The sequence below is a fragment of the Allobosea sp. BE125 genome (assembly GCF_031456075.1).
GTDB lineage: Bacteria > Pseudomonadota > Alphaproteobacteria > Rhizobiales > Beijerinckiaceae > Allobosea.
The window spans coordinates 57,983-82,173 of sequence record NZ_JAVDTY010000001.1 but is presented as its reverse complement, the minus strand read 5'-3'; the positions used below and the strand labels follow the sequence as shown (position 1 = coordinate 82,173).

22 protein-coding genes are annotated in these 24,191 nt (G+C 65.8%); 8 read left to right on the top strand and 14 right to left on the bottom strand.

Annotation, left to right across the window (positions count from 1 at the left end; genetic code table 11):
• Nucleotides 1–336 precede the first annotated feature (336 nt).
• A complete protein-coding gene (secA, locus tag J2Y55_RS00375) occupies nt 337–3,123 on the bottom strand; it encodes a preprotein translocase subunit SecA (protein ID WP_310146480.1) in 2,787 nt (928 codons plus the stop codon).
• A 376-nt stretch (nt 3,124–3,499) separates the two neighbouring features.
• Here secA and J2Y55_RS00370 point away from each other — a divergent pair, with 376 nt between their 5' ends.
• The gene (locus J2Y55_RS00370; RefSeq protein WP_310146478.1) at nt 3,500–4,348 is read left to right on the top strand and encodes a peptidylprolyl isomerase; all 849 of its coding nucleotides are present in this window, start codon (nt 3,500–3,502) and stop codon (nt 4,346–4,348) included.
• A 92-nt stretch (nt 4,349–4,440) separates the two neighbouring features.
• Here the strand turns inward: J2Y55_RS00370 and J2Y55_RS00365 are convergent, their stop codons facing one another.
• Entirely contained in the window at nt 4,441–4,938 is a 498-nt protein-coding gene (locus tag J2Y55_RS00365) for a BrnA antitoxin family protein (RefSeq protein WP_310146476.1), read from the bottom strand.
• A 118-nt stretch (nt 4,939–5,056) separates the two neighbouring features.
• On the opposite strand from J2Y55_RS00365, the gene argJ reads away from it, so the two are divergent.
• Together argJ and mutT are read left to right on the top strand one after the other, a co-directional pair.
• Nucleotides 5,057–6,307, top strand: a complete 1,251-nt coding sequence (gene argJ, locus J2Y55_RS00360) for a bifunctional glutamate N-acetyltransferase/amino-acid acetyltransferase ArgJ (protein ID WP_310146474.1) — start codon at nt 5,057–5,059, stop codon at nt 6,305–6,307.
• A 207-nt stretch (nt 6,308–6,514) separates the two neighbouring features.
• Complete coding sequence (gene mutT, locus J2Y55_RS00355; protein WP_103718889.1) at nt 6,515–6,919, top strand: 8-oxo-dGTP diphosphatase MutT; 405 nt, start codon at nt 6,515–6,517, stop codon at nt 6,917–6,919.
• 15 nt (nt 6,920–6,934) lie between these two features.
• On the opposite strand, the gene J2Y55_RS00350 is transcribed toward mutT, so the two are convergent.
• From J2Y55_RS00350 to J2Y55_RS00300, 11 genes are all read right to left on the bottom strand, one after another.
• Entirely contained in the window at nt 6,935–7,582 is a 648-nt protein-coding gene (locus J2Y55_RS00350; protein WP_310146471.1) for a DUF930 domain-containing protein, read from the bottom strand.
• A gap of 307 nt (nt 7,583–7,889) precedes the next feature.
• Nucleotides 7,890–9,116, bottom strand: coding sequence for a winged helix-turn-helix domain-containing protein (locus J2Y55_RS00345; protein WP_310146469.1), 1,227 nt, complete (start codon nt 9,114–9,116; stop codon nt 7,890–7,892).
• Between the two features lie 125 nt (nt 9,117–9,241).
• Nucleotides 9,242–9,667 carry a GNAT family acetyltransferase gene (locus tag J2Y55_RS00340; RefSeq protein WP_310146467.1) on the bottom strand — a complete coding sequence of 142 codons (426 nt, stop codon included), beginning with the start codon at nt 9,665–9,667 and terminating at the stop codon, nt 9,242–9,244.
• A 90-nt stretch (nt 9,668–9,757) separates the two neighbouring features.
• Nucleotides 9,758–9,988, bottom strand: a complete 231-nt coding sequence (locus J2Y55_RS00335) for a hypothetical protein (RefSeq protein WP_310146465.1) — start codon at nt 9,986–9,988, stop codon at nt 9,758–9,760.
• Between the two features lie 51 nt (nt 9,989–10,039).
• Nucleotides 10,040–11,050 (bottom strand): WD40 repeat domain-containing protein, encoded by a 1,011-nt coding sequence (locus J2Y55_RS00330; RefSeq protein ID WP_310146463.1) that lies wholly within the window; start codon nt 11,048–11,050, stop codon nt 10,040–10,042.
• A 136-nt stretch (nt 11,051–11,186) separates the two neighbouring features.
• Entirely contained in the window at nt 11,187–12,149 is a 963-nt protein-coding gene (locus J2Y55_RS00325) for a CobW family GTP-binding protein (protein WP_310146461.1), read from the bottom strand.
• 196 nt (nt 12,150–12,345) lie between these two features.
• Nucleotides 12,346–13,290, bottom strand: a complete 945-nt coding sequence (locus J2Y55_RS00320) for a metal ABC transporter substrate-binding protein (protein ID WP_310146459.1) — start codon at nt 13,288–13,290, stop codon at nt 12,346–12,348.
• A 37-nt stretch (nt 13,291–13,327) separates the two neighbouring features.
• Nucleotides 13,328–14,209: a metal ABC transporter permease gene (locus J2Y55_RS00315; RefSeq protein ID WP_310146458.1), complete on the bottom strand. Its 882-nt coding sequence runs from the start codon at nt 14,207–14,209 to the stop codon at nt 13,328–13,330.
• Nucleotides 14,210–14,224: 15 nt separating this feature from the next.
• A complete protein-coding gene (gene aztA / locus J2Y55_RS00310) occupies nt 14,225–14,959 on the bottom strand; it encodes a zinc ABC transporter ATP-binding protein AztA (RefSeq protein WP_310146456.1) in 735 nt (244 codons plus the stop codon).
• A 17-nt stretch (nt 14,960–14,976) separates the two neighbouring features.
• Complete coding sequence (locus tag J2Y55_RS00305; RefSeq protein ID WP_310146454.1) at nt 14,977–15,123, bottom strand: hypothetical protein; 147 nt, start codon at nt 15,121–15,123, stop codon at nt 14,977–14,979.
• Between the two features lie 184 nt (nt 15,124–15,307).
• Complete coding sequence (locus J2Y55_RS00300) at nt 15,308–16,930, bottom strand: OpgD/OpgG family glucan biosynthesis protein (RefSeq protein WP_310146452.1); 1,623 nt, start codon at nt 16,928–16,930, stop codon at nt 15,308–15,310.
• A 292-nt stretch (nt 16,931–17,222) separates the two neighbouring features.
• Between J2Y55_RS00300 and J2Y55_RS00295 the strand changes: the two genes are divergently transcribed.
• The 3 genes from J2Y55_RS00295 to J2Y55_RS00285 all read left to right on the top strand — a co-directional run bounded on the left by J2Y55_RS00295 (nt 17,223) and on the right by J2Y55_RS00285 (nt 20,849).
• Complete coding sequence (locus tag J2Y55_RS00295; protein WP_310146450.1) at nt 17,223–18,191, top strand: TAXI family TRAP transporter solute-binding subunit; 969 nt, start codon at nt 17,223–17,225, stop codon at nt 18,189–18,191.
• A gap of 157 nt (nt 18,192–18,348) precedes the next feature.
• Nucleotides 18,349–20,487, top strand: a complete 2,139-nt coding sequence (locus J2Y55_RS00290; protein ID WP_310146448.1) for a TRAP transporter permease — start codon at nt 18,349–18,351, stop codon at nt 20,485–20,487.
• Complete coding sequence (locus J2Y55_RS00285) at nt 20,484–20,849, top strand: DUF1850 domain-containing protein (protein WP_310146446.1); 366 nt, start codon at nt 20,484–20,486, stop codon at nt 20,847–20,849. Before J2Y55_RS00290 ends, J2Y55_RS00285 begins: the two co-directional genes overlap by 4 nt.
• Nucleotides 20,850–20,859: 10 nt before the next feature.
• Here the strand turns inward: J2Y55_RS00285 and J2Y55_RS00280 are convergent, their stop codons facing one another.
• Nucleotides 20,860–21,099 carry a hypothetical protein gene (locus J2Y55_RS00280; RefSeq protein WP_310146444.1) on the bottom strand — a complete coding sequence of 80 codons (240 nt, stop codon included), beginning with the start codon at nt 21,097–21,099 and terminating at the stop codon, nt 20,860–20,862.
• Nucleotides 21,100–21,241: 142 nt separating this feature from the next.
• Between J2Y55_RS00280 and J2Y55_RS00275 the strand changes: the two genes are divergently transcribed.
• Together J2Y55_RS00275 and J2Y55_RS00270 are read left to right on the top strand one after the other, a co-directional pair.
• Nucleotides 21,242–22,837, top strand: a complete 1,596-nt coding sequence (locus tag J2Y55_RS00275) for a gamma-glutamyltransferase family protein (protein ID WP_310146442.1) — start codon at nt 21,242–21,244, stop codon at nt 22,835–22,837.
• Nucleotides 22,838–22,842: 5 nt separating this feature from the next.
• Nucleotides 22,843–24,039: an amidase gene (locus J2Y55_RS00270; RefSeq protein WP_310146439.1), complete on the top strand. Its 1,197-nt coding sequence runs from the start codon at nt 22,843–22,845 to the stop codon at nt 24,037–24,039.
• The last annotated feature ends 152 nt before the right edge of the window (nt 24,040–24,191 follow it).

Sequence of the window (24,191 nt, the reverse complement as noted above, 5' to 3'; positions counted from 1 at the left end):
CACTGCGAGGCGCACGTTGGTAGTCGGCGGCTTCGTTGAGCCAGAAGCGGCCCGGAGAGGGAGTTATCCCCGTTTCCGACAGAGCGTGACGCCTTCTTCCCTTCTCCCCTCGGGGAGAAGGTGGCAGCGCAAAGCGCTGACGGATGAGGGAAGAGCCTCAACCCAAAACAAGAAAAGGGCCGCTTACGCGACCCTTCCCTCATCCGCCTGCTTCGCAGACACCTTCTCCCACCCATGTCGGATGCTTCCGACATGGGCATGAGCCTTACCAAGATCGGGCAAGCCCGATCTTGGTGGGGGAGAAGGGATAAAGGCCCACGCCGTGCCTTTACCGCCTCACACAAACTGGCCGTGGCAGTGCTTGTACTTCTTGCCGGAGCCGCAGGGGCAGGCTTCGTTGCGGCCGACCTTGCCCCAGCTCGCTGGGTCGGTCGGGTTGCGGTCGAGCACCGCCGTGTCGCCCTCGATCGCGGCGTATTGCAGGCCCGTGCTGCCGTAATCACCGCTGCCGAAGCCGGAACCGGAACCGGCTTCATCCTGCGGCGGCAGGCTGCCCGGCTCTTCCGGCGCATCGAAACGCACCTCGATGCGCATCAGATTGCCGGTGACCTGTTCGCGCAGGCGGTCGGTCAGCGAGTCGTACAGCTCGAAGGCCTCCTGCTTGTACTCGTTCAGCGGATCGCGTTGGGCATAGCCGCGCCAGCCGATGACCTGGCGCAGGTGATCCAGCGTGACGAGGTGCTCGCGCCAGAGATGGTCGAGCGTCTGCAGCAGCACCTGCTTCTCGACATAGGTCATCACCTCTTCGGTGTTGCGCTCGATGCGGGCCGCGTAATCCTCGTCCGCGATCTTGCGGATGCGCTCGCGCAATTCGGTGTCGGCGATGCCCTCTTCCTTCGCCCAATCCTCGATCGGCAGATCGAGATTGAGGAACTGCATCACGCCTTCCTTGAGCGCGGCGGTGTCCCACTGCTCCGGATAGGCTTCCTCAGGGATATGACGAGCGACGAGATCCTCGGCGACGCCCTGGCGCATGTCGTCGATGGTTTCGCGCACGGTCGGCTGGCGCATGAAGTCGCGGCGCTGCTCGAACACGACCTTGCGCTGGGAGTTCATCACGTCGTCGTATTTCAGAATGTTCTTGCGGACGTCGAAGTTGCGTGCCTCGACCTTCCCCTGCGCCTTCTCGACCGCCTTGTTGATCCAGGGATGGACGATCGCCTCGTCTTCCTTAAGGCCGAGCTTCTGCAGCATGCCGTCCATCCGGTCGGAGCCGAAGATGCGCATCAGGTCGTCCTGCAGCGACAGGAAGAACTTGGACCGCCCCGGATCGCCCTGGCGGCCGGCGCGGCCACGCAGCTGGTTGTCGATGCGGCGGCTCTCATGGCGCTCGGTGCCGACGATGTAGAGCCCGCCCGCCTTGATCACGCGCTGCTTGAAGTCGATCACCTCGGCGCGGATGCGGTTCGCCTCGGCTTCCCGCTCCGGCCCTTCCGCCATGCCGGCGAGATCGTGGTTGATGCGCATCTCGGCATTGCCGCCGAGCTGGATGTCGGTGCCGCGGCCGGCCATGTTGGTGGCGATGGTGATGGCGCCGGGCACGCCGGCCTGCGCGACGATATAGGCCTCCAGCTCGTGGAAGCGGGCGTTCAGCACGGCAAACGCGTTCGAGGGCTTGCCGGCGCGGGCGGCGGCGTAGATCGGCTCCAGCCCGCTGGGATCGCTGAAATCGATCTGCTTGAAGCCTTCCTTCGCCAGCATCTCGGCGACGAGTTCCGAGCGCTCGATCGAGGTCGTGCCGACCAGCATGGGCTGGCCGCTGTCCTGCGCCGCCTTGATCTCACGGATAACGCCGCGGACCTTCTCCTCGAAGGTGCGGTAGACCTCGTCATCCTCGTCCTTGCGGGCGACCGGGACATTGGTCGGAATCTCGACAACTTCGAGCTTGTAGATCTCGAAGAATTCGTCGGCCTCGGTCGAAGCCGTGCCGGTCATGCCGGCGAGCTTGGAATAGAGCCGGAAATAATTCTGGAAGGTGATCGAGGCCAGCGTCGCGTTCTCGGGCTGGACGGTGACGTGCTCCTTGGCTTCGAGCGCCTGGTGCAGGCCTTCCGAATAGCGCCGGCCCGGCATCATGCGGCCGGTGAACTCGTCGATGATGACGACCTCGTCATTGCGGACGATGTAGTCCTTGTCGCGCTGGAACAGCGAATGCGCCCGCAGGCCCTGGTTGACGTGGTGGACCAGGGTGACGTTCTGGGCGTCGTAGAGATCGCCCTCCTTCAGCAGGTCGGCTTCGCGCAGCAGCTCCTCGATATGCTCGTTGCCGGCCTCCGTCAGCGAGACGGCACGCTGCTTCTCGTCGACCTCGAAATCCCCGGCCACCAGGCCCGGCAGGATCTTGTCGATCGCGACATAGAGATCGGACTTGTCGTCGAGCGGGCCGGAGATGATCAGCGGCGTGCGCGCCTCGTCGACCAGGATCGAGTCGACCTCGTCGACGATCGCGAAATGGTGGCCGCGCTGGGACATCTGCGCGACCTCGTATTTCATGTTGTCGCGCAGATAGTCGAAGCCGAATTCGTTGTTGGTGCCGTAGGTGATGTCGCTGGCATAGGCGCGCTGGCGCTCCTCGTCGTCGATGCCGTGGACGATGATCCCGACGGAAAGGCCGAGGAAGTTGTAGAGCTTGGCCATCCATTCCGCGTCGCGGCGGGCAAGGTAGTCGTTGACAGTGACGACATGCACGCCCTTGCCTGCGAGCGCGTTGAGATAGGTCGGCAGGGTCGCGACCAGCGTCTTGCCTTCGCCGGTCTTCATCTCGGCAATGGCGCCCTCATGCAGCACCATGCCGCCGATGAGCTGCACGTCATAAGGCCGCTGGCCGAGCACGCGCTTGGCCGCCTCGCGCACCGTGGCGAAGGCCGGCACCAAGAGGTCGTCGAGCTTGGCGCCATTGGCGAGCTGCTGGCGGAACTCGGCGGTGCGCGCCTGCAGCGCCTCGTCGCTGAGCGCTGCGACTTCGTTTTCGAGCGCGTTGATCGCCGCGACACGAGGGCCATAGCCCTTGACCCGCCGATCATTCGACGAGCCGAAGAGTTTCTTTGCGAGCGCGCCAAGCATTGTTGGGCCTTTCGATAGTGCAGCTTTCGCCTTGCGTCCGCGGTGACCCGCGCGCGGGCGAAAGCCCGATAATTCTCAATTCGACCGCGTGTTTAGACGCGTGCGGGGGCGGGGTCCAGCACCGCTTTGCACCAAGTGCGAGCCTTGTTTGCACCAAGCACGAGCCTTGGCCGGCGGCGGAATTCGCAACCGATGTGGGGTTTTCGCCGCGTAGTTCCAAGGGAGCCGCGCCATCGAACTGCGTAAGCCGCGCAAAGGCCGGCAAAGCATCGCGCTGCGAAAGCTTTAAACCGCGCAGCCGCCTTGCCTTTGCCGCGTTCAACTGGCAGTGCAGCGCAAATGACCGGTTTTTGCTGCTTGCGGAAGGTTTGACCCGATGACGCTGTCACGTCTCGCCATGATGTCCCTCGGTTTCGTGCTCGCCGCGACACCCGCCGCGCTGGCTCAAGCCGACAAGATCGTGGCCAAGGTCAACGGCATCGCCATCACCGAGCGCGACGTCGCGCTGGCGACGGAGGATCTCGGCGAGCGGCTGGCGCAGGTTCCCGAGGAGCGCAAGCGCGACGAGGTGGTGAATTATCTCGTCGACCTCAAGCTCGGCGCCAAGGCCGCCACCGACGCCAAGGTCGCCGACGGCCCCGATTTCGCCGCCCGCCTCGCCTATAACCGCGACAAGGTCCTGCTCGACGAATATCTCCAGCGCGAGGCCAAGAAGGCCGCAACCCCGGAAGCCGCCAAGAAGCTGTTCGACGACACCGTCAAGGCGCTGCCGCCCGAGGAGGAGATCCACGCGCGCCATATCCTGGTCGAGGACGAGGCCCAGGCCAAGACGGCCGCCGAGCGCGTCAAGAAGGGCGAGGATTTCGCCAAGGTCGCAGCCGAGCTCTCCAAGGATCCCGGCTCCGGCAAGGAAGGCGGCGATCTCGGCTGGTTCAGCAAGGAGCGCATGGTGCCGGAATTCGCCGAGGCCGCCTTCAAGCTGCAGAAGGGCCAGATCTCCGACCCGGTGAAGAGCCAGTTCGGCTGGCATGTCATCAAGCTCGAAGACCGCCGCACCAAGCCGACGCCGGACTTCGCCGCCGTCAAGCCGCAGATCGACCAGTATCTCGAGCGCAAGGCCCAGCAGGACATCGTGCTGGCGCTGCGCGAGAAGGCCAAGGTCGAGCGGCTGGACCAGCCCGCCGCTGCCACGCCTGCTCCTGCGGCCGAGCCGAAGAAGCCCTGACGAGCGAGAAGTCCTGATCAGATTGCCCGAGGGCGGAGCGAGCAGCTCCGCCCTTTCTTTTTGCGCAGTCCGCGACGAGCGCCCCGCCTCGATCAGACGGCTTTCTTGAGCGCTTCGTTGATCCGGGTCTGCCAGCCCTTGCCGGTCTTCCGGAATCGCTCGATCACGTCGCGGTCAAGCCGCAGCGTCACCTGAACCTTGGTCGGAGCAATCTGTGCTCCACGCTGTTTCGTGTTTGGAAAAGCCGCCAGGATTTCAGGAGGGAGCTCAGAGGCCGGGCGGGCCGTCCGAAAATCCTGTTCCGTCCATTCAGGATTGTCATCATCAAAGACGATCTTGCGGGACATGACGTCTGATCTCCTAGTCTCTCGCTCGACGAAGGCTGAGGGCACGGATGCGCCTTCAAGCTGGACGAAGGCCAGGCAGTAGGCCCGCTCGTCGATCAATCCCCAGGCGCGATAGCGCGTTTCCCCGGCGAAGCGGTCGTCAGCCTGGAACCCGAGGATCTCGAGGTCGACTGCCCGCGCCAGCGAAATACCGTGCTTTTGCCGATTGATCTCGTCCTTGGCCGGATCGAACGCGATTTCCATGCCGCAATGTAACTACGATTTGCCTCGCAGCAAGAGCGCATACCGGCTTATCGGCCATCCTTCTTGTTTTCGTCATCCGCCTGCGGCACATGGCTTCCTCGATCTGGAGGTGCTTTTCATGGCTGGCAAGGATGTTCCCGTTTCCCCGCTCGCGCCCAAGCGCCAGCCCAAGGTCCCGGCTGTGCCGGGCGTGCGCTTCGCGACCGCAGAGGCGGGCATCCGCTACAAGGGCCGCACCGATGTCGTGCTGATGCTGCTCGATCAGGGCACGCAGGCCGCGGGCGTCTTCACCCGCTCGAAATGCCCGTCGGCCCCGGTCGACTGGTGCCGCGAGAATCTGGCGCAGGGCTCGGCCCGCGCGATCGTCGTCAACTCCGGCAACGCCAACGCCTTCACCGGGCTTAAAGGTCGCGACTCCGTCAAGCTCACCGCCGAGATCGCCGCGAAGGCTGCCGGCTGCAAGCCTGCGGAGGTCTTCATCGCCTCGACCGGCGTGATCGGCGAACCGCTCGACGCCACCAAATTCGAGGGTGTGCTGAGCGACTGCGCCAGGCGCGCCGCGGATGGCCCCTGGATCGACGCCGCCCGGGCGATCATGACCACCGACACCTTCCCCAAGGCGCTCTCGCGCAAGGCCAAGATCGACGGCAAGGAGGTCGTGCTGGCCGGCATCGCCAAGGGCGCCGGCATGATCGCGCCCGACATGGCGACGATGCTCTCCTTCGTCTTCACCGACGCCCCCATAGCCGCACCCGTCCTGCAGGCGCTGCTCTCCAAGGGCGTGAAGGGCTCGTTCAACGCGGTCACGGTCGACAGCGACACCTCGACCTCCGACACGCTGATGCTGTTTGCCACGGGCAAGGCGGCCGAGCGCGGCGTGCCAGCGATCACCCAGGTCAACGATGCCCGCCTCTCCGGCTTCAAGCGCGCGCTGAATTCGCTGCTGCTCGAGCTCGCCCATCTCGTCTGCAAGGATGGCGAGGGCGCGCGCAAATTCGTCGAGATCCGCGTCGCGGGAGCAACCTCTTCACGCTCGGCCAAGCGGGTCGCGCTCTCGATCGCCAATTCCCCGCTGGTCAAGACCGCGATTGCCGGCGAGGACGCCAATTGGGGCCGCATCGTCATGGCCGTCGGCAAGGCCGGCGAGCCCGCCGACCGCGACAAGCTCGACATCTCCTTCGGCGACATCATGGTCGCCCGGCAGGGCGCGCGCGCGCCGTCCTATGACGAGCAGGCGGTCTCCGCCTACATGACCGGCGAGCACATCGTCATCACCACGGATCTTGGACTGGGCCGGGGCAAATCCACGGTCTGGACCTGCGACCTGACCAAGGCCTATGTCGAGATCAACGGCGATTATCGCTCCTGAGTGAAGCGGGCGCTCACCCGGCCTCGGCCGGAGGCCGCTTCGCCTTCGAGACCGTCGCGCCGGGTGCGTATTTCGGTCTCGCCCCCGTGATCTGAAGCGGTGACGCGTCGCTCTTCCAAGAAGGCGGCCCGGCCTATGACATCGCGAGCGTGACGGGTAAGGAGACTGATCCCGTCGACGTCATCCTCTCCGGACACTGGCCCCAGCGTGAAACTCCTCCTCGTCGTCGCCTGCGCCCTGATCGATTCCGACAACCGCGTCCTTGTCGCGCAACGCCCCGAAGGCAAGGCGCTGGCGGGCCTGTGGGAGTTCCCCGGCGGCAAGCTGGAGGCCGGCGAACGGCCCGAACCCGCGCTGATCCGCGAACTCTCTGAAGAGCTCGGCATCACCGTGAAGGAAGCCTGCCTCGCGCCTTTGACCTTTGCGAGCTACGCCTATCCGGACTTCCACCTGCTGATGCCGCTCTATATCTGCCGGCGCTGGGAAGGTACCGCCATCTCGCGCGAGGGCCAGGCCCTGAAATGGGTTCGCGCCGGCAAGCTCAGCCAGCTGGCGATGCCCCCGGCCGACGAACCGCTGATCCCGCATCTGATCGACCTGCTGGGGGCTTGAGGCCGCCCATTCGCTTCAATGGCTCGCCGGCAGGCCGCGCATCTCCCACTGCGCACGCGGAACCGGATCGCCGACGCGGAATTCGAAGGCCACCACCTGCTTGCGGTCGGGCGTGAACCCGCATTTGAAGCGCAGCGCGTACCAGTGCTGCTTGCTGCGGAAGGCCGCGCCTTCGGCCAGCAATTCACGACCGGAAAGCTTCGTGCCGGCCATGGCATAGGCGACCAGCCTGTCGGGCTCGAATTCGGCCTTCCAGGCATGGATCTGGCTCATCGCCTCCAGCCCGCAAAGCTGCTCGACGCGCTCGTCCTCAGCGAGATGCGGAAGGGCTTCCCGCGCCTGCCGGCTGAGGGGGCTGGCGAGGGCGGCCGCCGCCATGAGCCGGGAGGCCTTGATCATGGCGCCGGGTTCGAGCGGCGGCTCGCTCGCCGGCGGAACCACAGGCGCGACCTTCTCCGGCGCCGTTTGCGGTGGCGGCGACGGTTGCGGCTTCGGCGCCTCCTCGACAGGTTTCGGCCGGATCATCGCCTCGAATTGCGGAAAGCTCAGCAGCTCGACATCGATGCTGCTTTCAAGGAGCGGAGTAATCTCCTCCCTCGGACGCAAGGTGGCCAGTCCGAGCAGCGACAGCAGTATCAGATGCAGCAGGAGCGAGGCAGGCAAACCGCGCGCAAACGCCCGAGCCTGCGGAAGCACCCATGCCGGCATCGCTCAGCCCGCCATAACTGGGACACAGGCCAAGACGGCAAAAATGATCGATCTCACCGGACGGCTCCATGCGCTTGCCGTGCGGCGTCCAGCAAGACGGCGGAAGAACCCGGCATTTTTGCGGCGGGATAGGCTATCGCCCTTCGTGCAGACGGGCTCGTCATTGCGAGCGCAGCGAAGCAATCCAGAGGACGTAGAGCGAGCCCTTCTGGATTGCTTCGCTGCGCTCGCAATGACGGGGTTAAGCTTCGCGGAACAGTGTCTAAGCACGAAGCGCGGCGAAGTCCTCCTCCTCGGGCGGCACCTCTGCGAAGGCTGGCTCGCTCTCGCTGCCGAGCGCGAGCTGGAAGCGCTCGAACCGCGCCAGCTCAATCTCGATCGCCGCCTTTGCGGCCGGCGTCTCCTCCCCCGCAAGCCAGCTCCATTGCTGGATCAGGAGCTTGCCGGCGGCGCGGTCGGTTTTCAGGTCGAGCACCGCAACGATGCGGTCCCCGAGCAGGACCGGCAGGGCGAAATAGCCATAGACCCGCTTCTCCCGGGGCAGATAGGCCTCGAACAGGTGCTGGTAGCCGAAGAACAGGTTCAATCGCTTGCGCTGGATGATCAGGGGATCGAAAGGCGAGAGGATGTGGACGAGGCCAGCATCAGTGGGCGCGACTGCCTCCAGCACCTCGGGACTTGCCCAATGCGGCGACTTCTCGGCGCCCTCGATCCGCACCGGCACGAGCTCCTTGCGCCTGACCCGCCCGGCGATCAGCTCGGCCACGGCCTTCTTGGCGGGCGCGTCGAGATGGCAGATCGAATCGAGGCTGACCACGCCCTGCGCCCGCAGCGCCCGGTCGAGCTTGTAGGCGACGACCTGGCGCTCGCTCGCGGGAGCGGGCTTCTTCTCCCAGCCGAAATGCCGGTCGATCAGTTCATAGGTCTTGAGCATGCCGGCGCGTGCCGAGATGACGAGCTCGCCATCGTAGAAGGCGCGCTCCAGCAGGCCCTTGGACGGCTTCTTGCTCGCCCAGAGATGGGCCTTCTCGACCAGCACATCGGTGTCGATGTCGCGGATGGTGAGCGCGCCCTCCTTGCGGATGCGCCGGAGCAGCTTGCGCGTCTCCTCGGGCGAGCCGACGGCCGACCAGCGCTTGGGCTCCTCGCGATGCGCCTTCATCGCACCGAGGAAGAAGCGGATATCCGCAGTCGGGACATAGGAGAGCGCGTGCGTCCAGTATTCGAAGACGCTCTTATCCAGCGACTGCGCCTGCGCGAGATCGGAGCGGCGATAGCTCGGTATGCGGCTGTAGAGGATGTGGTGGTGGCAGCGCTCGATCACGTTGATCGTGTCGATCTGGACATAGCCGAGATGCGCGACCGCGGCCCGCGTCGCCTCCGGCCCGGAGCCGAAGGGCTCCGGCTCGTCGAGGCGTTGAGCGTGCAGCCAGATCCGGCGAGCCTCAGCGGCAGGGAGAATGGGCGGTGATTTCGGACGTCTGGCCATGATGCGCAAAAGCTAGCCGCGTTTCGTCCCGCTGTAGAGCCGTAGCGACCATCTCTGCTGACAGGCTGCGTCAGCGCCGAAATTCGGCCCGACATGTGGAAGCCGGTATCCGGAACGCCTGAGGCTCAGGGCGCGATCACCTTCTGGAAGCAGCTCGACTTCGTGTCGGTATAGCCGAGATGCTCGTAGAAGCGCTTGACCTTGTCGTTGTCGCCGCGAACGAGCAATTGCAGCTTCCAGACGCCGCGCCCGACCAGCCAGGCTTCGGCGGCCGCCATCATCGCCCGGCCGAGACCGGCGCCCTGCATCGCGGGATCGGCGGCGACATAGTAGACCCAGCCGCGATGCCCGTCCTCGCCGACCATAACGCTGGCTGCGACGCGACCCTCGACCTCGGCGACGAGCACGGTCGAATGCGCGTCGCGGCGGGCGAAGGCGATGTCGCGCAGCGGATCGTTCCAGGGTTTTGCGACGCCCGCCGCATGCCAGAGCGCGATCACGGCATCGATATCGGCGTCGGTGATCTCGCGGATCAGGGGTGTGAGGCTCATCGGCGGCATTCCAGGCGGGAGACAGACCGTCTCGCCTCGCATGCCATACGCCTGCGCGTCCAGTCCGCCGATGCGTCGGTGCGGCGACCCTCAGCTAGCCAGGGCGGCAGCGAGCATGTCCCGGGTCGCCTCGGCCATGGCGCTCTGCAGCTTGAACGCCTTCGTCTTCTCGCCGGGGTTCATCACCAGGATCACCGTCTCGGTGCCCGGGCAGGCTGGGTCGGCGCAGAGGATCTCGTTGACCGCGATCACGGCGTCTTCGGCCAAGCCGAGCAGGTCGCGGATATCGGCCTTGATCCGCGTCGCGGCCTCGGAAGCCACGGCCTTGTCCGCAGCGCCTTTCCCGAACAGGCCAAAGCGCATCCCGGGCCCTCAGCCGGCCGGCAGGGTGAGCACGCCGGCCACGCCATCTTCGGTCCCGAAGGCCAGGCGCTTGCCGAGCTTGTCCCAGGCGAAGGCGGTGACGCCGCTGCCCTTGATCGCCGGCCGCACCAGGAGCTCGGAGGCATCGGTCAGCCGGATCATCAGGATGCAGCCATCGTCATAACCGACGGCCAGCACCAGAGCCTTGGGATGGAAGGCCACGCGCGTGACCTTGGCATGGCGCGCACCGCATTCGCGCGGCGCCTTGCCGGTCGGCCCCTCCCCCTGGAACGGCCAGACGATCGCGGCGTCCGCGCCTGACGAGGCGAGCCAGAGCCCGTCATGCGACCAGGACAGCGAACGCGGCTTGGCCGGGTAGCCGGTCATGCGCATATGCGTCGGCTTGTCGCCCAGCCGCCAGCCATGCAGCGCGTTCTCCTGCATCGAGGAGACGACGAAGCGGCCATCGGGCGACCAGATCACATCGAGATGCGAGCCCTTCCACTCCAGGAATTCGGGCTTGGCCTCGGTGTTGGGATACCACAGCGAGACACCATTCATCTGGGCGACGGCGAGACGATAGCCCTTCGGCGCGAAGACCAGCCCCTGCGGCGTCGTGACGAAATCAAGCGATTTGACCCGGCCCTTGTCGTCGCGGGAATGCACGGTCTTGCCGGTGTTCCAGGCGAGGCTGCCGCTCGCGGACAGCGTCACCGCATCGATCCAGCGATGCTTGGGATCGCGCGCGATCTCGGTCGATTCGCCCTCAGTCCCGGTCGCGACCACGCGCCCGTCATCGCCGCCGGTGATCAGTCGCTCGCCATCAGAGCAGGCGCTGAGGATGCCGCCGGCATGAGGCTCGACGCTGTCAGCCTCGCCATCGCGCCAGCGCAGCACGCGCCCATCGGCAAGCGCAAGCGCCAGCGTCGATTTGAGCCAATGGGCCGCGACGACATGCGCCCCGGCCTCGACGGGGACGACATGTTCGCGCAGCGAAACGGGTTTGGTGATCGTATCCATGAGGCCGGTCTAGCAAACTATTCGGAGCGGGGCGACGCGTCATTCTCGGGCGGCGCATCGCGCCGAACCGAGAATCCCGGGACGAGAAGGTGCTGGTTTCCGAGATGGTCGGGTCAAGCCCGACCATGACGAAAACTCACGCCGCGCAGGCCAAAAATCCCTTGCGCAATTCACCCTCGTCGAGATCGCGCCCGATGAAGACGAGGCGGGAATTGCGCGTCTCATCCGCCTTCCAATCGCGCTGCAGATCGCCATCGAGGATCATGTGGACGCCCTGGAAGACGAAGCGGCGCGGCTCGTCCTTGAAGGCAAGAATGCCCTTGGAGCGCAGGATGTTGGGCCCTTGCGCCTGGCTGATGTCGTTGATCCAGGGCATGAACTTGTCGGGGTCGACATCGCCGGGGATCGTGAACGACATCGAACGCACCTCGTCGGAATGATGATGATGGTGCCCGGATTCGAGGAAGTCCGGCTCGATGTCGAGGATGCGGTCGAGATCGAAGGCGTTGCGGTCGAGCAGCTGGTCGATCGGCAGCTCGCAGCGCGTCGTCTTGTGCAGCTTGGCATAGGGGTTGATGGCGCGGATCGCGGCCTCGACCTCGGCCAGTTCCTCGGCCGAGACGAGATCGACCTTGTTGAGGATGATGACGTCGGCGAAAGCGATCTGGTTCTTCGCTTCGGGCGCATCCTTCAGCCGCTCGGTCAGCCATTTGGCGTCCGTCACGGTGACGACGGCGTCGAGCTTGGTCGCATCGCCGACATCCTGGTCGACGAAGAAGGTCTGCGCCACCGGGGCCGGATCGGCCAGGCCCGTGGTCTCGACGATGATCGCGTCGAACTTGCCCTTGCGCTTCATCAGGCCGTCGAGGATGCGGATCAGATCGCCGCGCACGGTGCAGCAGATGCAGCCATTGTTCATCTCGAAGACTTCCTCATCGGCGCCGACGACGAGGTCGCCATCGATGCCGGTCTCGCCGAACTCATTGACGATCACAGCGAATTTCTTGCCGTGGTCCTCGGTGAGGATGCGGTTGAGGAGCGTGGTCTTGCCGGCGCCCAGATAGCCTGTGAGCACCGTGACGGGGATTTTCTCGGACATGGGTTCGACCTGGTTATTGAACGGACAAAGCCGGAGCGCTCGATATCCGCCCCAGCCTTGGAAACCTTCAGCCCTCATCCCGAGGAGCGATCCGCAAGGGTCGCGTCTCGAAGGATGCTCCAGCACGCTTTGAACCATCCTTCGAGACGCCGCTTCGCGGCTCCCCGGGATGAGGGCTGGAGATGAGGACCGACGCTCAGGCCGGACCGGCGCCGAGCGCCTTCTCGAACTGGCTTATATTGTGTTTCATCATCGCGATGTAAGTCCCGGCCGGGCCGGAGGCTTCCGAAAGCGCATCCGAATAGACCCGGCCGCCGATCTTGGCGCCGCTCTCTTTGGCGATCTGCTCGATCAGCCGCGGATTGGTGACGTTTTCGAGGAAGACCGCCGGTATCTTCTCGGCCTTCACCTGCCGGATGATACGCCCGACATCCTTGGCCGACGCCTCGGCCTCGGTCGAGACGCCCTGGGGCGCGATGAAGTCGATGCCATAGGCCTTGATGAAATAGCCGAAGGCGTCATGCGAGGTGATCGCCTTGCGCCGGTCGGCCGGAATGCGCGCCACTGCCGCCTTGATCTCGCCGTCCAAGGCATCGAGCTTGGCGAGATAGGCCGTCGCATTGGCCTCATAGACGGCTTTTCCCGCCGGGTCGGCCGCGCTCAGCGCGTCCAAGATATTGGCGATGTAGATCTTGGCGTTGGCGACATTCTGCCAGGCATGAGGGTCCTCCCGGCCGGCGTGATCGTGACCATGGGCATCCTTCTTGCCGGGCTCCTCCGCGGCGGGCAGCGCCTGCGGCGTGATGCCTGTCGTCGCGACCGCGACAGTGCCCTTCGCGGCGGAGGATTTGATCAGGCGCGTCATCCAGCCCTCGAATTTCAGGCCGTTGACGACGATCAGCTTGGCTGCGGCCATGCTCTTGGCGTCGGCGGGCGTCGGCGAATAGACATGCGCATCGCCATTGGGCCCGACCAGCGTCGTCACCGAGACGCGCTCGGCCCCGATCTCCCTTACGAAATCGCCCAGGATCGAGAAGCTCGCAACGACGGGGAGCTTCTCCTGCGCCGACGCCGCCAGCGGAGCGGCAGCGAGGATCAATCCGGCGGCAAGGCCCGCAACCAGTTCGCGACGATTCGGCATGGCTTCTCTCCAGGCAAATTGAAACACTATAACATTACTAGCGTTGGAGATGGGGCCGAGGCAAGAGCCGCCGCGCAAGGCCGCCCTGCGAGCCGATCAGGAGCGAACCGAGATAGAGCGTCCCTGCAGCGAGGATGATAGCGGGGCCGGCGGGGAGATTGCTGCCCGCCGCATAGGAGACGACGAGCCCAGCATAGCCCGAGGCCATGCCGAACCCCGCGGCGAGCAGGATCAGTCGCGTGATGTCGGCGGTCCAGAACCGTGCGGCGGCTGCCGGCAGCATCATCATCCCGACCGCGAGCAAGGTGCCCAGCGCATGGAAGCCGGCGACGAGGTTCAGCACCACGAGCGCGAGAAAGGTCAGATGGACCCAGCCGCCGGAACGGCTGACCGAGCGCAGAAAACCGGGATCGACGCATTCCATCACCAGCGGCCGATAAAGCGCCGCCAGCAGCAGCAGCGTCAGCGTCGTCACACCAGCCAGCAGGACAAGCACGTCGTCATCCAGCGCCAGCACGTTGCCGAACAGCACATGGAAGAGATCGATCGCCGAGCCGCGCAGCGAGACGATGGTGACGCCGAGAGCGAGCGAAATCAGGTAGAAGGCGGCAAGCGACGCATCCTCCTTCATCACCGTCACCCGCGCCACCGCACCGGCCGCCAGCGCGACCGCAAAACCCGCGACAAGGCCGCCAACCGTCATGGCCGGCAGCGAGAAGCCGGCGACGAGATAGCCGATCGCGGCCCCGGGCAGGATGGCATGCGCCATGGCGTCGCCGGTCAGGCTCATCCGCCGCAGCATCAGGAAGACGCCGATCGGCGCGGCTGCGACCGAGAGCGCGAAAATCCCGACCAGCGCGCGGCGCATGAAGTCGAACTCGGCGAAGGGGCCGATGAAAAGGTCGTAGAGTTGCGTCATGGCTGGTGTGCCCGATCAGGCCGCGTCGCGCTCGCAAGGGGCGGCATGGCTGTCGAAGGCCTCGACCATCTGGCGCGCCTTCAGCAGATTGGCGGGGGTCAGCACCTCGGCAGTGGCGCCCCAGGCAACGGTTTCGCGTGCCAGCAACAGCGTCTGCGGAAAGGCGCGGCGGACCGTCTCGATATCATGCAACACCGCGACGACGGTGCGGCTCTCGCCATGCCAACGCTGCACCAGCGCGAGCAGATCCGAGGTGGTGCGTGCATCGATCGCGGTGAAGGGCTCGTCGAGCAGGATGATGTCGGCGTCCTGCAGCAAAAGCCTGGCGAACAGCACGCGCTGCATCTGCCCGCCGGAGAGATTACTGATCGGCCGGCGCTCGAACCCGGTGAGGCCGACGGCCGCGATCGCCTGCTCGATCCTGGCTTTCGCGCCAAAGCCGATGCGGCCGAAAATACCCGCCGAGCCCCACAGGCCCATCGCCACGAGATCATAGACATGGATCGGGAAGGAACGGTCGAGATCGGCCGATTGCGGCAGATAGGCAAGCCGCTTGCCCTTGGCCAGCGTCAGCCCGCCATCGAGCGGCGCAAGCGCGCCGGCGATGCCCTTGAGCAAGGTCGATTTGCCGGCGCCATTGGGACCCACGATCGCCGTCAGGCTGCCATGGGCGATCTCGCCGCACAGATGGTGCACCGCCGGATGGCGGTCGTAGCCGAGCGTCAGATCGTCCAAGCGGATGGCGGGCACGGGCTCGAACACTCTCTTCACAGGATCACGGCGAGCGTCGCCGCCCAGACCAGCACGATCACGGCGACAGCCAGGCCAAGCCGGGCCGCAGCCGACAGGCGCAACAGCGACCAGCCCGGATCCTCCGAGACGGCGCGACGGGCATGGCTGTGCGATTGGCTCATATGAGATGATATAATGTTACGAACAACAGCGGGCAAGCGGAGTCTGTGGATGGTTCCGTTGCTCCACCGTCATGCTCGCCCTCGCGACGAGCATCCACCTCTTGAACACCGCCCTCGAAAGGGAAGACGTGAGTGGTCGGGACAAACCCGACCGTGCCGGCAAAACCAGGCTAAACCGCCGCCATCAGAACGGCAGGTACTGGTAGAGCCAGGTCTCGGTCAACACCTTGTCGCCGCCGCGCATGAAGCAGCGCATCTCGACCGGCTCATTGCCCTCGACGGTGAGGTCGAACTGCGCCCGCCAATGGCCCGGCACGTCGTCGGGCACGGCTTCCGCGAAGACATAGGAGAAGGTCCCGCGCGAGGCCGAGAGCACGACCTCGGGCTTGACGCCGAAGGGGATCGTCTCCAGCGCCGGCCCCAAAAACTCGACCATGAACTTGCGCACGCCCCTGGGCCGGACCGTGCCGGGCTGGCCGCCATTGCCGAGCCGTGTCGCCACGACCCGCCCGAGCGCCGGCGGGAAGGGCTCGTCGGCAAGCCAGTGCAGCTTGTAGCGGAATTCGAAGGAGGCGCCGGCCTTGGCCGGGGCGGAGGGAACCCACATGGCGACGATGTTGTCGTGGATCTCGTCGTCGGTCGGGATCTCGATCAATTGGACCGCGCCCTTGCCCCAGTCGCCCTGCGTCTCGACCCAGAGGCTCGGCCGGCGCTCATAGAACACGCCGTCGAGGTAATGGCCGACCTCGCGGTCGCGCTGCAGCAGGCCGAAACCACGTGGATTCTCGTCCATGAAGGCCGACGCCGTGGTCCGGTGGGGATTGTTGAGCGGCCGCCAGGCGCGTTCGCCCGCGCCGGTCCAGAGTGCGAGCCCGTCGGAATCATGCACTTCGGGCCGCCAGTCGACGGCAGTCGATTTGGCCGTCTCGGAGTACCAGTACATCGAGGTCAGCGGCGAAATGCACAGGCGCTCGATATCCTTGCGCAGATAGAGCGCCTTCTCGATCTCCATCGTGACGCCCTTGCCGCGATGCATGCGGAAGCGATAGGCGCCCGCAACGCTGGGGCCGGAGAGCAGGGCATAGACCACGACATATTCGGCGCCGGGCTGAGGCGTCTCGAGCCAGACATGGGTGAAATCGGGGAACTCCTCCGGCTTGCCGGCCACCGCCGGATCGATCGCAAGCCCGCGCGCCGAGAGCCCGTATTGGTAGAGCTCGCCAATGGCGCGGAAATAGGATGCGCCGAGGAAGGCGACCCAGTCGTTCTTCTGCCAGTCGAGCTTCTCGCCCTTGCGGCCGGGATGGCCCGAGCGGCTTTCCTGGAAGCGGAAACCGGCAAAGCCGGCTCCGGTGGGCAATTCGCGCGCCGGGGAATCCGCCGGCATCTCGAAATAGCTCTCGTCATAGACGATCTCGCGCGCCTGGCCGGCGTCGAGGACATGCATGCGCACCGGCTTCTGGAAGTAGCGGCCGAGATGGAAGAAGGTCACCGGCCAGGGCGAGGGACCGTTCGCCCACAGCGCCATCTCCGGCTTGAACTTGATCTTGCCATGCGCGTCGTAATCGATCCGCTCCAGCACGTCGGCGCGAGGCGATGGCGGGGCCTGATAGGGCCTGGATGCGAGATCGCGCGCCCGCGCCTTCAGCCCCTCGAAGCCGAACGCCTCTGCCACACCGAGCTTCAGGCCCTGCTGCGCCAGCGCGGCCGGCGAAAAGCCGAGCGCAGCCAGCGTCGCGGTTGCGCTCGCCCCGGCGAGCAGCGTGCGGCGGTCGAGGGCGGGCAGCGGTGAGGAGCGATCCTGCATGTCTGGCGAGGCTCTTTGGCTGTGCGATGGCATGGACTGAGCGAAAGGATGGACTGTCCGGGCTAACCTGTCCCGCAGGCCAGAGCAACCGAGGAGAGGCAACTGGCGAGAAGGGGACAGCCGGAAAGGGGAAGGCCATTTCAATGCACGCCAAAAGTGGCGAAAGCATCACGCAACATCGACAAAAGTAGAAAGCCCCTGTGTTCCCTGGGCTTTCCTTTTGCGTACGGCCTGACCTACAAAAGGATTAAGCCCGGCCGGCAAGGCCGGAAAAAATCGTCTGGGAGGACACATGAATCGCTTCATTCGCGGTCGAAGGCTTGCAGGCCTCGCCACCGCTCTTCTGCTCGCCGCCGCGCCGGTGACCGCCCGCGCCCAGGACTTCATCAACATCCTGACCGGTGGTACCTCGGGCGTTTATTATCCGATGGGCGTCGCGCTCTCGAAGATCTATGGCGACAAGATCCCCAATGTCCGCCCGACCGTGCAGGCCACCAAGGCCTCGGTCGAGAATCTGGTCCTGCTGCAGCAGGGCCGCGGCGAGGTCGCCTTCACGCTGGGTGATTCCCTCGACGCCGCCTGGAAGGGCGATGAGGAAGCCGGCTTCAAGACCCCGCTCAAGAAGCTGCGCGGCATCACCGCGATCTATCCGAACTACGTCCAGATCGTCGCGGCGAAGGATAGCGGCATCAAGACCCTGGCCGATCTCAAGGGCAAGCGCCTCTCCGTCGGCGCGCCGAAATCCGGCACCGAACTGAATGCTCGCGCCATCCTCGCCGCCGCCGGCATCACCTACAAGGATCTCGGCAAGATCGAGTATCTGCCCTTCGCCGAATCCGTCGAGCTGATGAAGAACCGCCAGCTCGACGCCACCTTGCAATCGGCCGGGCTCGGCGTCGCCTCGATCCGCGATCTCGCCGCTTCCGTCGAGATCGTCGTCGTCGAGGTGCCCAAGGCGGCGATCGACAAGGCAGGCCCGCCCTTCGTCAGCGCCCCCATCCCCGCCAACACCTATGGCGGCCAGACCGCCGACGTGAACACCGCTGCCGTCGTCAACTACCTCGTCACCCATGAAGGCGTGAAGGAGGAGACGGTCTACCAGATGACGAAGAACATCTTCGAGAACCTGGGCGAGATCGGCGCGGCGCATTCGGCCGGCAAATCGATCAAGCTCGAAAGCGCGCTGGAGGGCATGCCCGTGCCGCTCCACCCCGGCGCCGCGCGCTATCTCAAGGAAAAGGGCCTGAAGGTCGGCTCATAAAGCGTGTCATCCCGTGCGCGCTGCGGCACGAGGTGACGCGGCGCAGACACGGGACCGTAGGACGACGAGGCGCCTCTTTATCTGAATGCGGTCCCACATCCGCGCAGCAGCACCTCGTGCCGCAGCGCGTGCGGGATGATACCGGCAGGACACCGCAATGACCCCCCAGACCGACCAGCTGCACGAACTCTCGGGCGCGCAGCCCGTGGAGATCGAAAACCCGGCGCTCGACAATTTCGAGCACGGCTTTCCACCCGGCTTCGGCCCGGGACGCTGGGGCCTGCTCGCCTATGCGGTCGCCTTGATCTTCGCCTGTTTCCAGATCGCGATCTCGGCCTGGCATGTCCTGCCGAGCCAGGCGGTGCGCGGCATCCATGTCGGCTTCCTGCTGCTCCTGACCTTCGGCCTCGTCGCCAATTTCAAGGCGAAATCCGAAACCGGGCGCTGGATCGGCTGGGCGCTTGGCGGGCTCGGCTTCTGGCTCGGGCTCTATCAGCTCGTCTTCTACCAGGACCTGATCCTGCGCGACGGCGACCCGACGACGATGGACCTCGTCACCGGCACCCTGCTGATCGTGCTCATCTTCGAAGCCGCGCGCCGATTGATGGGCAATGCCTTGCCGATCATGTGCGGCGTCTGCCTGCTCTACTGGTTCTTCGGGCAGTACCTGCCTGCCCCCTTCAATCACCGCGGCTATGATTTCGACCAGGTCGTCAGTCATCTCTCCTTCGGCACCGAGGGGTTCTACGGCGTGCCGATCTATGTTTCGGCGACCTATATCTTCCTGTTCATCGTCTTCGGCTCCTTCCTCGAGAAGGCCGGGATGATCCACCTGTTCAACGACGTCTCGCTCGGCCTCTTCGGCGGCGCGCGCGGCGGGCCGGCCAAGGTCGCCGTCTTCTCCTCCGGGCTGATGGGCATGATCTCGGGCTCGGGCGTCGCCAATGTCGTGACGGTCGGGCAGTTCACGATTCCCCTGATGATCAAGTTCGGCTATCGCCGCGCCTTTGCGGCGGGCGTCGAGGCCACCGCCTCGATGGGCGGGCAGATCATGCCGCCGGTGATGGGCGCCGCCGCCTTCATCATGGCCGAGACGCTGGGCGTCGAATATTCGGCGATCGTCCAGGCAGCCACCATTCCCGCCGTGCTCTATTTCGCCTCGGCCTTCTGGATGGTGCATCTCGAAGCCGGGAAATTCGGGCTCAAGGGCATCGAGCGCCATTTGCTGCCGAAGCCGCTGAAGGCGCTGCGCGAGCGCTGGTATCTGGCCTTGCCGCTTGCCGTCCTGGTTTTCATGCTGTTCCACGGCTTCACGCCGCTCTTCGCCGGCACGATCGGGCTTGCGCTCACGGTCGGGCTCATCCTGGGCGCGGGCATCGCGCTTGGGCTCGCGACCACGACCCTGCGCGTGATCTTCTGGGTCGGGCTCGGCCTGATCTCGGCTGCCCTGTTCCGCGAAGGCATGGATGTCAGGATCGTCGCCGGCTTGATCGCCTTGCTGATCGCCATCAACGCCTTCACCATCGGCGGGCGGGCGACCCTGACGATCTGCCGCAATGCTTTGGCCGACAGCGCCAAGACGGCGCTGCCCGTCGGCATCGCCTGCGCCATCGTCGGCACCATCATCGGCCTGATGACGCAGACCGGCATCGGCACCACCTTCGGCGCCTGGGTCATCGGGCTCGGCCAGACCAGCCTGTTCCTGGCGCTGGTCCTGACGATGGTGCTCTCGATCCTGCTCGGCACCGGCATCCCGACGATCCCGACCTATATCATCGTCGCGGCGCTGGCCGCCCCGGCTCTTGAGAAGCTCGGCGTGCCGCTGATCGTGAGCCATATGTTCGCGTTCTATTACGGCATCATGGCCGACCTCTCGCCGCCGGTGGCGCTGGCGGCACTGGCCGCCGCGCCGATCGCCAAGGAGAACCCCGACAAGATCGGCTGGGAGGCGATGCGCGTCGCGCTGGCGGGTTATGTCATCCCCTTCATCGCGGTCTATTCGCCCGCCCTGATGCTGCAGCCCGGAGACCCGCTGGCCAATGTGATCGGCTTCTGGCCGGCAGTGGTTTACGCCGTGATCAAGGCCAGCGTCGCCATCGCACTCTTCGGCATGGTGGCTATCGGCTATCTCTTCGGCCGGCTGACCCTGATAGAGCGGCTCGTCGCCTTCATCGCCTCGGTCTTCATCCTGGGGGAGTTCGCCTATAGCGACCTGCTCGGCTACATCCTTGCCGCCGCCATGGTCGGACGGCATTGGTGGCTCGCCCGCAATCAGCTCACCGAGAAACCTGCGTGAGCCTGTGTCTGGCAGCCGGCGCGCTCGTCATCGCGCTCGGCAGCGACGAGATCACGCTGAGTTGGCGCCATTCCGTGCAGAAGACCCTGTGGGAAGAACTCTGGCGCGATGGGCGCGACGGCATGCGCCTGGTCGAGGCACGCATTCAAGGCTCGGGAGCCGGCATGGACCCACCCGACGGCGCAAAGCTCGTCGACGGCTTCTGGCGCTGGACGCCGAAGCTTCCCGCATTGCCGGAGGTCGTGATGCGGCGCTCGGGCGCCACCGCCGACTGGCGCGTCTGCATCGCCGGCGCCTGCCGGCCGATGGGGGCCTATTTGCCGGATAACGCCGATCCGGTCGTCCTGAGGCCCTGCGGCTGAACCGCTTGTCTCAGTTGTCTCCGATCATATGCTCGACCTTGAGCACGCGGCGCATCAGATTGACCATCGCATAGCCGGCCACGACCGAGAACAGCGCCATCAGGACATAGCCGACGACATGGCCGAGATCGAACAGGCCGGCAAGCGCCCAGCCCGAGGCCAGCGCCACGCCGAACAATTCGACCGCGATCAGGATGCCCAGCGATATCACCATGATCAGGGTGCGCCAGTTGGTGCGCCTTACGGCCATCGGTCCCATTCCTCAAACACTCATGCACGGGACGGCCTAGCGGAGGCCGCAGCGGCATGCAACAAAATCGCGCGCCCCGTCACAAGGCAGAAGCTCTGCTTTTGGCGAGATAGTCCCGACCGCCCAGCTTGAAAAGACCCAGATGATCGAGACGCCCGTCTTTGCTGCCAGTGCCGCCGCCGCGCCCCATCATCTCGCCTCCGAGGCCGGGCGCGCCGTGCTGGCCGAGGGCGGCAACGCGATCGAGGCGATGGTCGCCATGGCCGCGACGATCGCAGTGGTCTACCCGCATATGAACGCGATCGGCGGTGACGGCTTCTGGCTGGTGCATGAGCCCGGCGGCAAGGGCCGGGTCCATGCGATCGAGGCCTGCGGCCCGGCCGGTGCGCTGGCGACGATCGAGCGCTATCGCGAGATGGGCCATGACACGATCCCCGCGCGCGGCCCCGACGCCGCCGTGACGGTCGCCGGCGCGATCGGCGGCTGGCAGACGGCTCTGGAACTCTCCAGGAGCCTGGGCGGCAGGATGCCGCTCAAGGACCTGCTCAGCAATGCGATCGCCCATTGCGATGCGGGCTATGCCATCTCGGATTCGGAGCTGCGCACCTGGCCCCAGCAGGTCGAGGCGGCCAAGCTCGCGCCCGGCTTCAGCGAATTCTTCTGGCCGGGCGGCGAGCAGCCCAAGGCGGGCGCGCGCCGCAAGCCTGAGGCGCTCGGCGCCACCTTCAAGCATCTCGCCGATGCCGGCCTCGACGATTTTTACCGCGGCGACATCGGCCGCGAGATCGGCGCCGACCTCGCCGCAATGGACGCGCCTGTGACGCGCCAGGACATGGCGGCCTTCAAGGCGCGCCTCGTCCAGCCGCTCGCCATCCAATTGCCGGGCCTGGCCGTCTACAATTTCCCGCCGCCGACGCAGGGGCTCGCCTCGCTCCTGATCCTCGGCATCTTCGAGAAGCTCGGCATCGAACGGGCCGAAGGCTTCGACCATCATCACGGTCTGGTCGAGGCGACCAAGCGCGCCTTCGCCATCCGCGACCGTTATGTCACCGACCCGGCGCATCTGCAGATCGATCCCGCGAGCCTGCTCAGCGACGCCGTCTTCGCCCGCGAGGCCGCCGCGATCGACCGCAAGCGCGCGGCGAGCTGGCCGTTCAAGACCGGCGATGGCGACACGGTCTGGCTGGGCGCGATCGACGCCTCCGGCATGGCGGTGTCCTATATCCAGTCGATCTATTGGGAGTACGGCTCGGGCTGCATCCTGCCCAGGACCGGCGTGAACTGGCAGAACCGTGGCGTCTCGTTCTCGCTCGACAAGCGCGCGCTGAACCCGCTCGCGCCCGGCCGCAAGCCCTTCCACACCCTCAACCCCGCCTTCGTGCGCTTTGCCGACGGGCGTATCGTCTCCTATGGCGCGATGGGCGGCGACGGCCAGCCGCAATTCCAGGCGCAGATCCTGACGCGCTACCGCTTCGGTCAAAACCCGGCGGCCGCCGTCGATGCGCCGCGCTGGCTCTTCGGACGGAGTTGGGGGGCGGGCTCGCTATCGCTGAAGCTGGAGAGCCGCTTCGACCCGATGCTGCTCGCCAGGCTAGCCGCTGCCGGCCACCCGGTCGAGGAATACAGCGAAGCCTATTCCGATCAGTTCGGCCATGCCGGCATGCTGGTGAAGCATCCCAAGGGCCATGTCGAAGCCACCCACGACCCACGTTCAGACGGCGACGCAAGAGGACTTTGACGCCTATGCCTACCGAAGACCCCTTCCGCTGCTTCGTTCCCTATCCGGATGCGCCGGTGAAGAACGCCGCCTTCGGCCCGCTCGCCGGGCTGACGTTGGCGGTGAAAGACCTGTTCGACGTCAAGGGCTATCCGACCGGGGCGGGCTCGCCGACCGTGCTGGCCCAGTCCGGCATCAAGACCAGAACCGCGCCGATCGTGAAGACGCTGCTCGATGCCGGAGCGCGCTTCGTCGGCAAGACCCATACCGATGAACTCGCCTTCTCGCTCAACGGCAAGAACGCCCATTTCGGCGCACCGATCAATCCGTCCGCGCCTGACCGCATCACCGGCGGCTCATCCTCGGGCTCGATGGCGGCCGTCGCCGGCCGCCTCGCCGATATCGCTATTGGTTCCGACACCGGCGGCTCGGTGCGCGCTCCGGCGAGCTATGGCGGGCTCTTCGGCATCCGTCCGAGCCATGGCCGGCTCTCGCTCAAGCATGCCTGGCCGCTGGCGGAGAGCCTGGATACACCGGGCTGGTTCGCCCGCGACGGCGAAACCTTCGCCCGCGTCGCCGAGGTCGTCTTCGGCAAGGACCGCATCGCCCTGCCCGAAATCCCGCGCATGCTGCTGGCGGACGACATGTTCTCGCAGGCCGTGCCGGACGCCGAGAACATCCTGCGCAATGTCGTCCAGCGCGTCATGCCCACGCTCGGCCAGCCCGAGAGCATCAAGGTCGCGCGCGATCTCGACGCGCTCTATTGGGCCTTCCGCTGGGTGCAGGGCCGCGAGGCCTGGCTCGCCGATGGGCCGATGATCGAGCGCTTCGCACCGCCGCTCGGACCCGGCGTCGCCGAACGTTTCGCCTTCTCGAAGTCCGTCACGGACGCCGAATACGCCAAGGCAGAGACCACCCGAAAGAGCTTCCGCGCCAAGCTCGCGCGCTGGCTTGGGCGCGATGGCGTGCTGATCCTGCCGACCGTGCCCGACATCGCTCCGCTCGTCAGCGCGCAGGAGCCCGAGCTCGACGATTTCCGCAACCGGGCGCTGCGCCTGCTCTGCCTTGCCGGGCTGTCGGGCTTCCCGCAGGTGACGATGCCGGTGGCGCAACGCGAGGGCGCACCGCTCGGCCTGTCGCTGATCGGGCCGAAGGGCTCGGACAAATCCCTTATCGCCTTCGCCGTGAAATTCGAGCGGGCGGCGCGGATCCGGATCGCATGAGATATCTTCAGGCCTCATCCTGAGGAGCCGCGCAGCGGCATCTCGAAGGATTGTCCAGGAGGCTCCTGCGAAAACTGGAGCATCCTTCGAGACGCAGCCTTCGGCCGCTCCTCAGGACGAGGGCTGAGAGTTTGGCAGGTTGGAAGGAAGGA

Coding starts and splice junctions, on each gene's coding strand:
- J2Y55_RS00370 (WP_310146478.1), top strand. CDS start 3,500: ATGACGCTGTCACGTCTCGCCATGATGTCCCTCGGTTTCGTGCTCGCC.
- J2Y55_RS00275 (WP_310146442.1), top strand. CDS start 21,242: ATGATCGAGACGCCCGTCTTTGCTGCCAGTGCCGCCGCCGCGCCCCAT.
- J2Y55_RS00320 (WP_310146459.1), bottom strand. CDS start 13,290: ATGCCGAATCGTCGCGAACTGGTTGCGGGCCTTGCCGCCGGATTGATC.
- J2Y55_RS00365 (WP_310146476.1), bottom strand. CDS start 4,938: ATGGAAATCGCGTTCGATCCGGCCAAGGACGAGATCAATCGGCAAAAG.
- J2Y55_RS00315 (WP_310146458.1), bottom strand. CDS start 14,209: ATGACGCAACTCTACGACCTTTTCATCGGCCCCTTCGCCGAGTTCGAC.
- J2Y55_RS00325 (WP_310146461.1), bottom strand. CDS start 12,149: ATGTCCGAGAAAATCCCCGTCACGGTGCTCACAGGCTATCTGGGCGCC.
- J2Y55_RS00290 (WP_310146448.1), top strand. CDS start 18,349: ATGACCCCCCAGACCGACCAGCTGCACGAACTCTCGGGCGCGCAGCCC.
- J2Y55_RS00340 (WP_310146467.1), bottom strand. CDS start 9,667: ATGAGCCTCACACCCCTGATCCGCGAGATCACCGACGCCGATATCGAT.
- J2Y55_RS00330 (WP_310146463.1), bottom strand. CDS start 11,050: ATGGATACGATCACCAAACCCGTTTCGCTGCGCGAACATGTCGTCCCC.
- J2Y55_RS00270 (WP_310146439.1), top strand. CDS start 22,843: ATGCCTACCGAAGACCCCTTCCGCTGCTTCGTTCCCTATCCGGATGCG.
- J2Y55_RS00305 (WP_310146454.1), bottom strand. CDS start 15,123: ATGAGCCAATCGCACAGCCATGCCCGTCGCGCCGTCTCGGAGGATCCG.
- secA (WP_310146480.1), bottom strand. CDS start 3,123: ATGCTTGGCGCGCTCGCAAAGAAACTCTTCGGCTCGTCGAATGATCGG.
- J2Y55_RS00300 (WP_310146452.1), bottom strand. CDS start 16,930: ATGCAGGATCGCTCCTCACCGCTGCCCGCCCTCGACCGCCGCACGCTG.
- J2Y55_RS00280 (WP_310146444.1), bottom strand. CDS start 21,099: ATGGCCGTAAGGCGCACCAACTGGCGCACCCTGATCATGGTGATATCG.
- argJ (WP_310146474.1), top strand. CDS start 5,057: ATGGCTGGCAAGGATGTTCCCGTTTCCCCGCTCGCGCCCAAGCGCCAG.
- J2Y55_RS00295 (WP_310146450.1), top strand. CDS start 17,223: ATGAATCGCTTCATTCGCGGTCGAAGGCTTGCAGGCCTCGCCACCGCT.
- J2Y55_RS00345 (WP_310146469.1), bottom strand. CDS start 9,116: ATGGCCAGACGTCCGAAATCACCGCCCATTCTCCCTGCCGCTGAGGCT.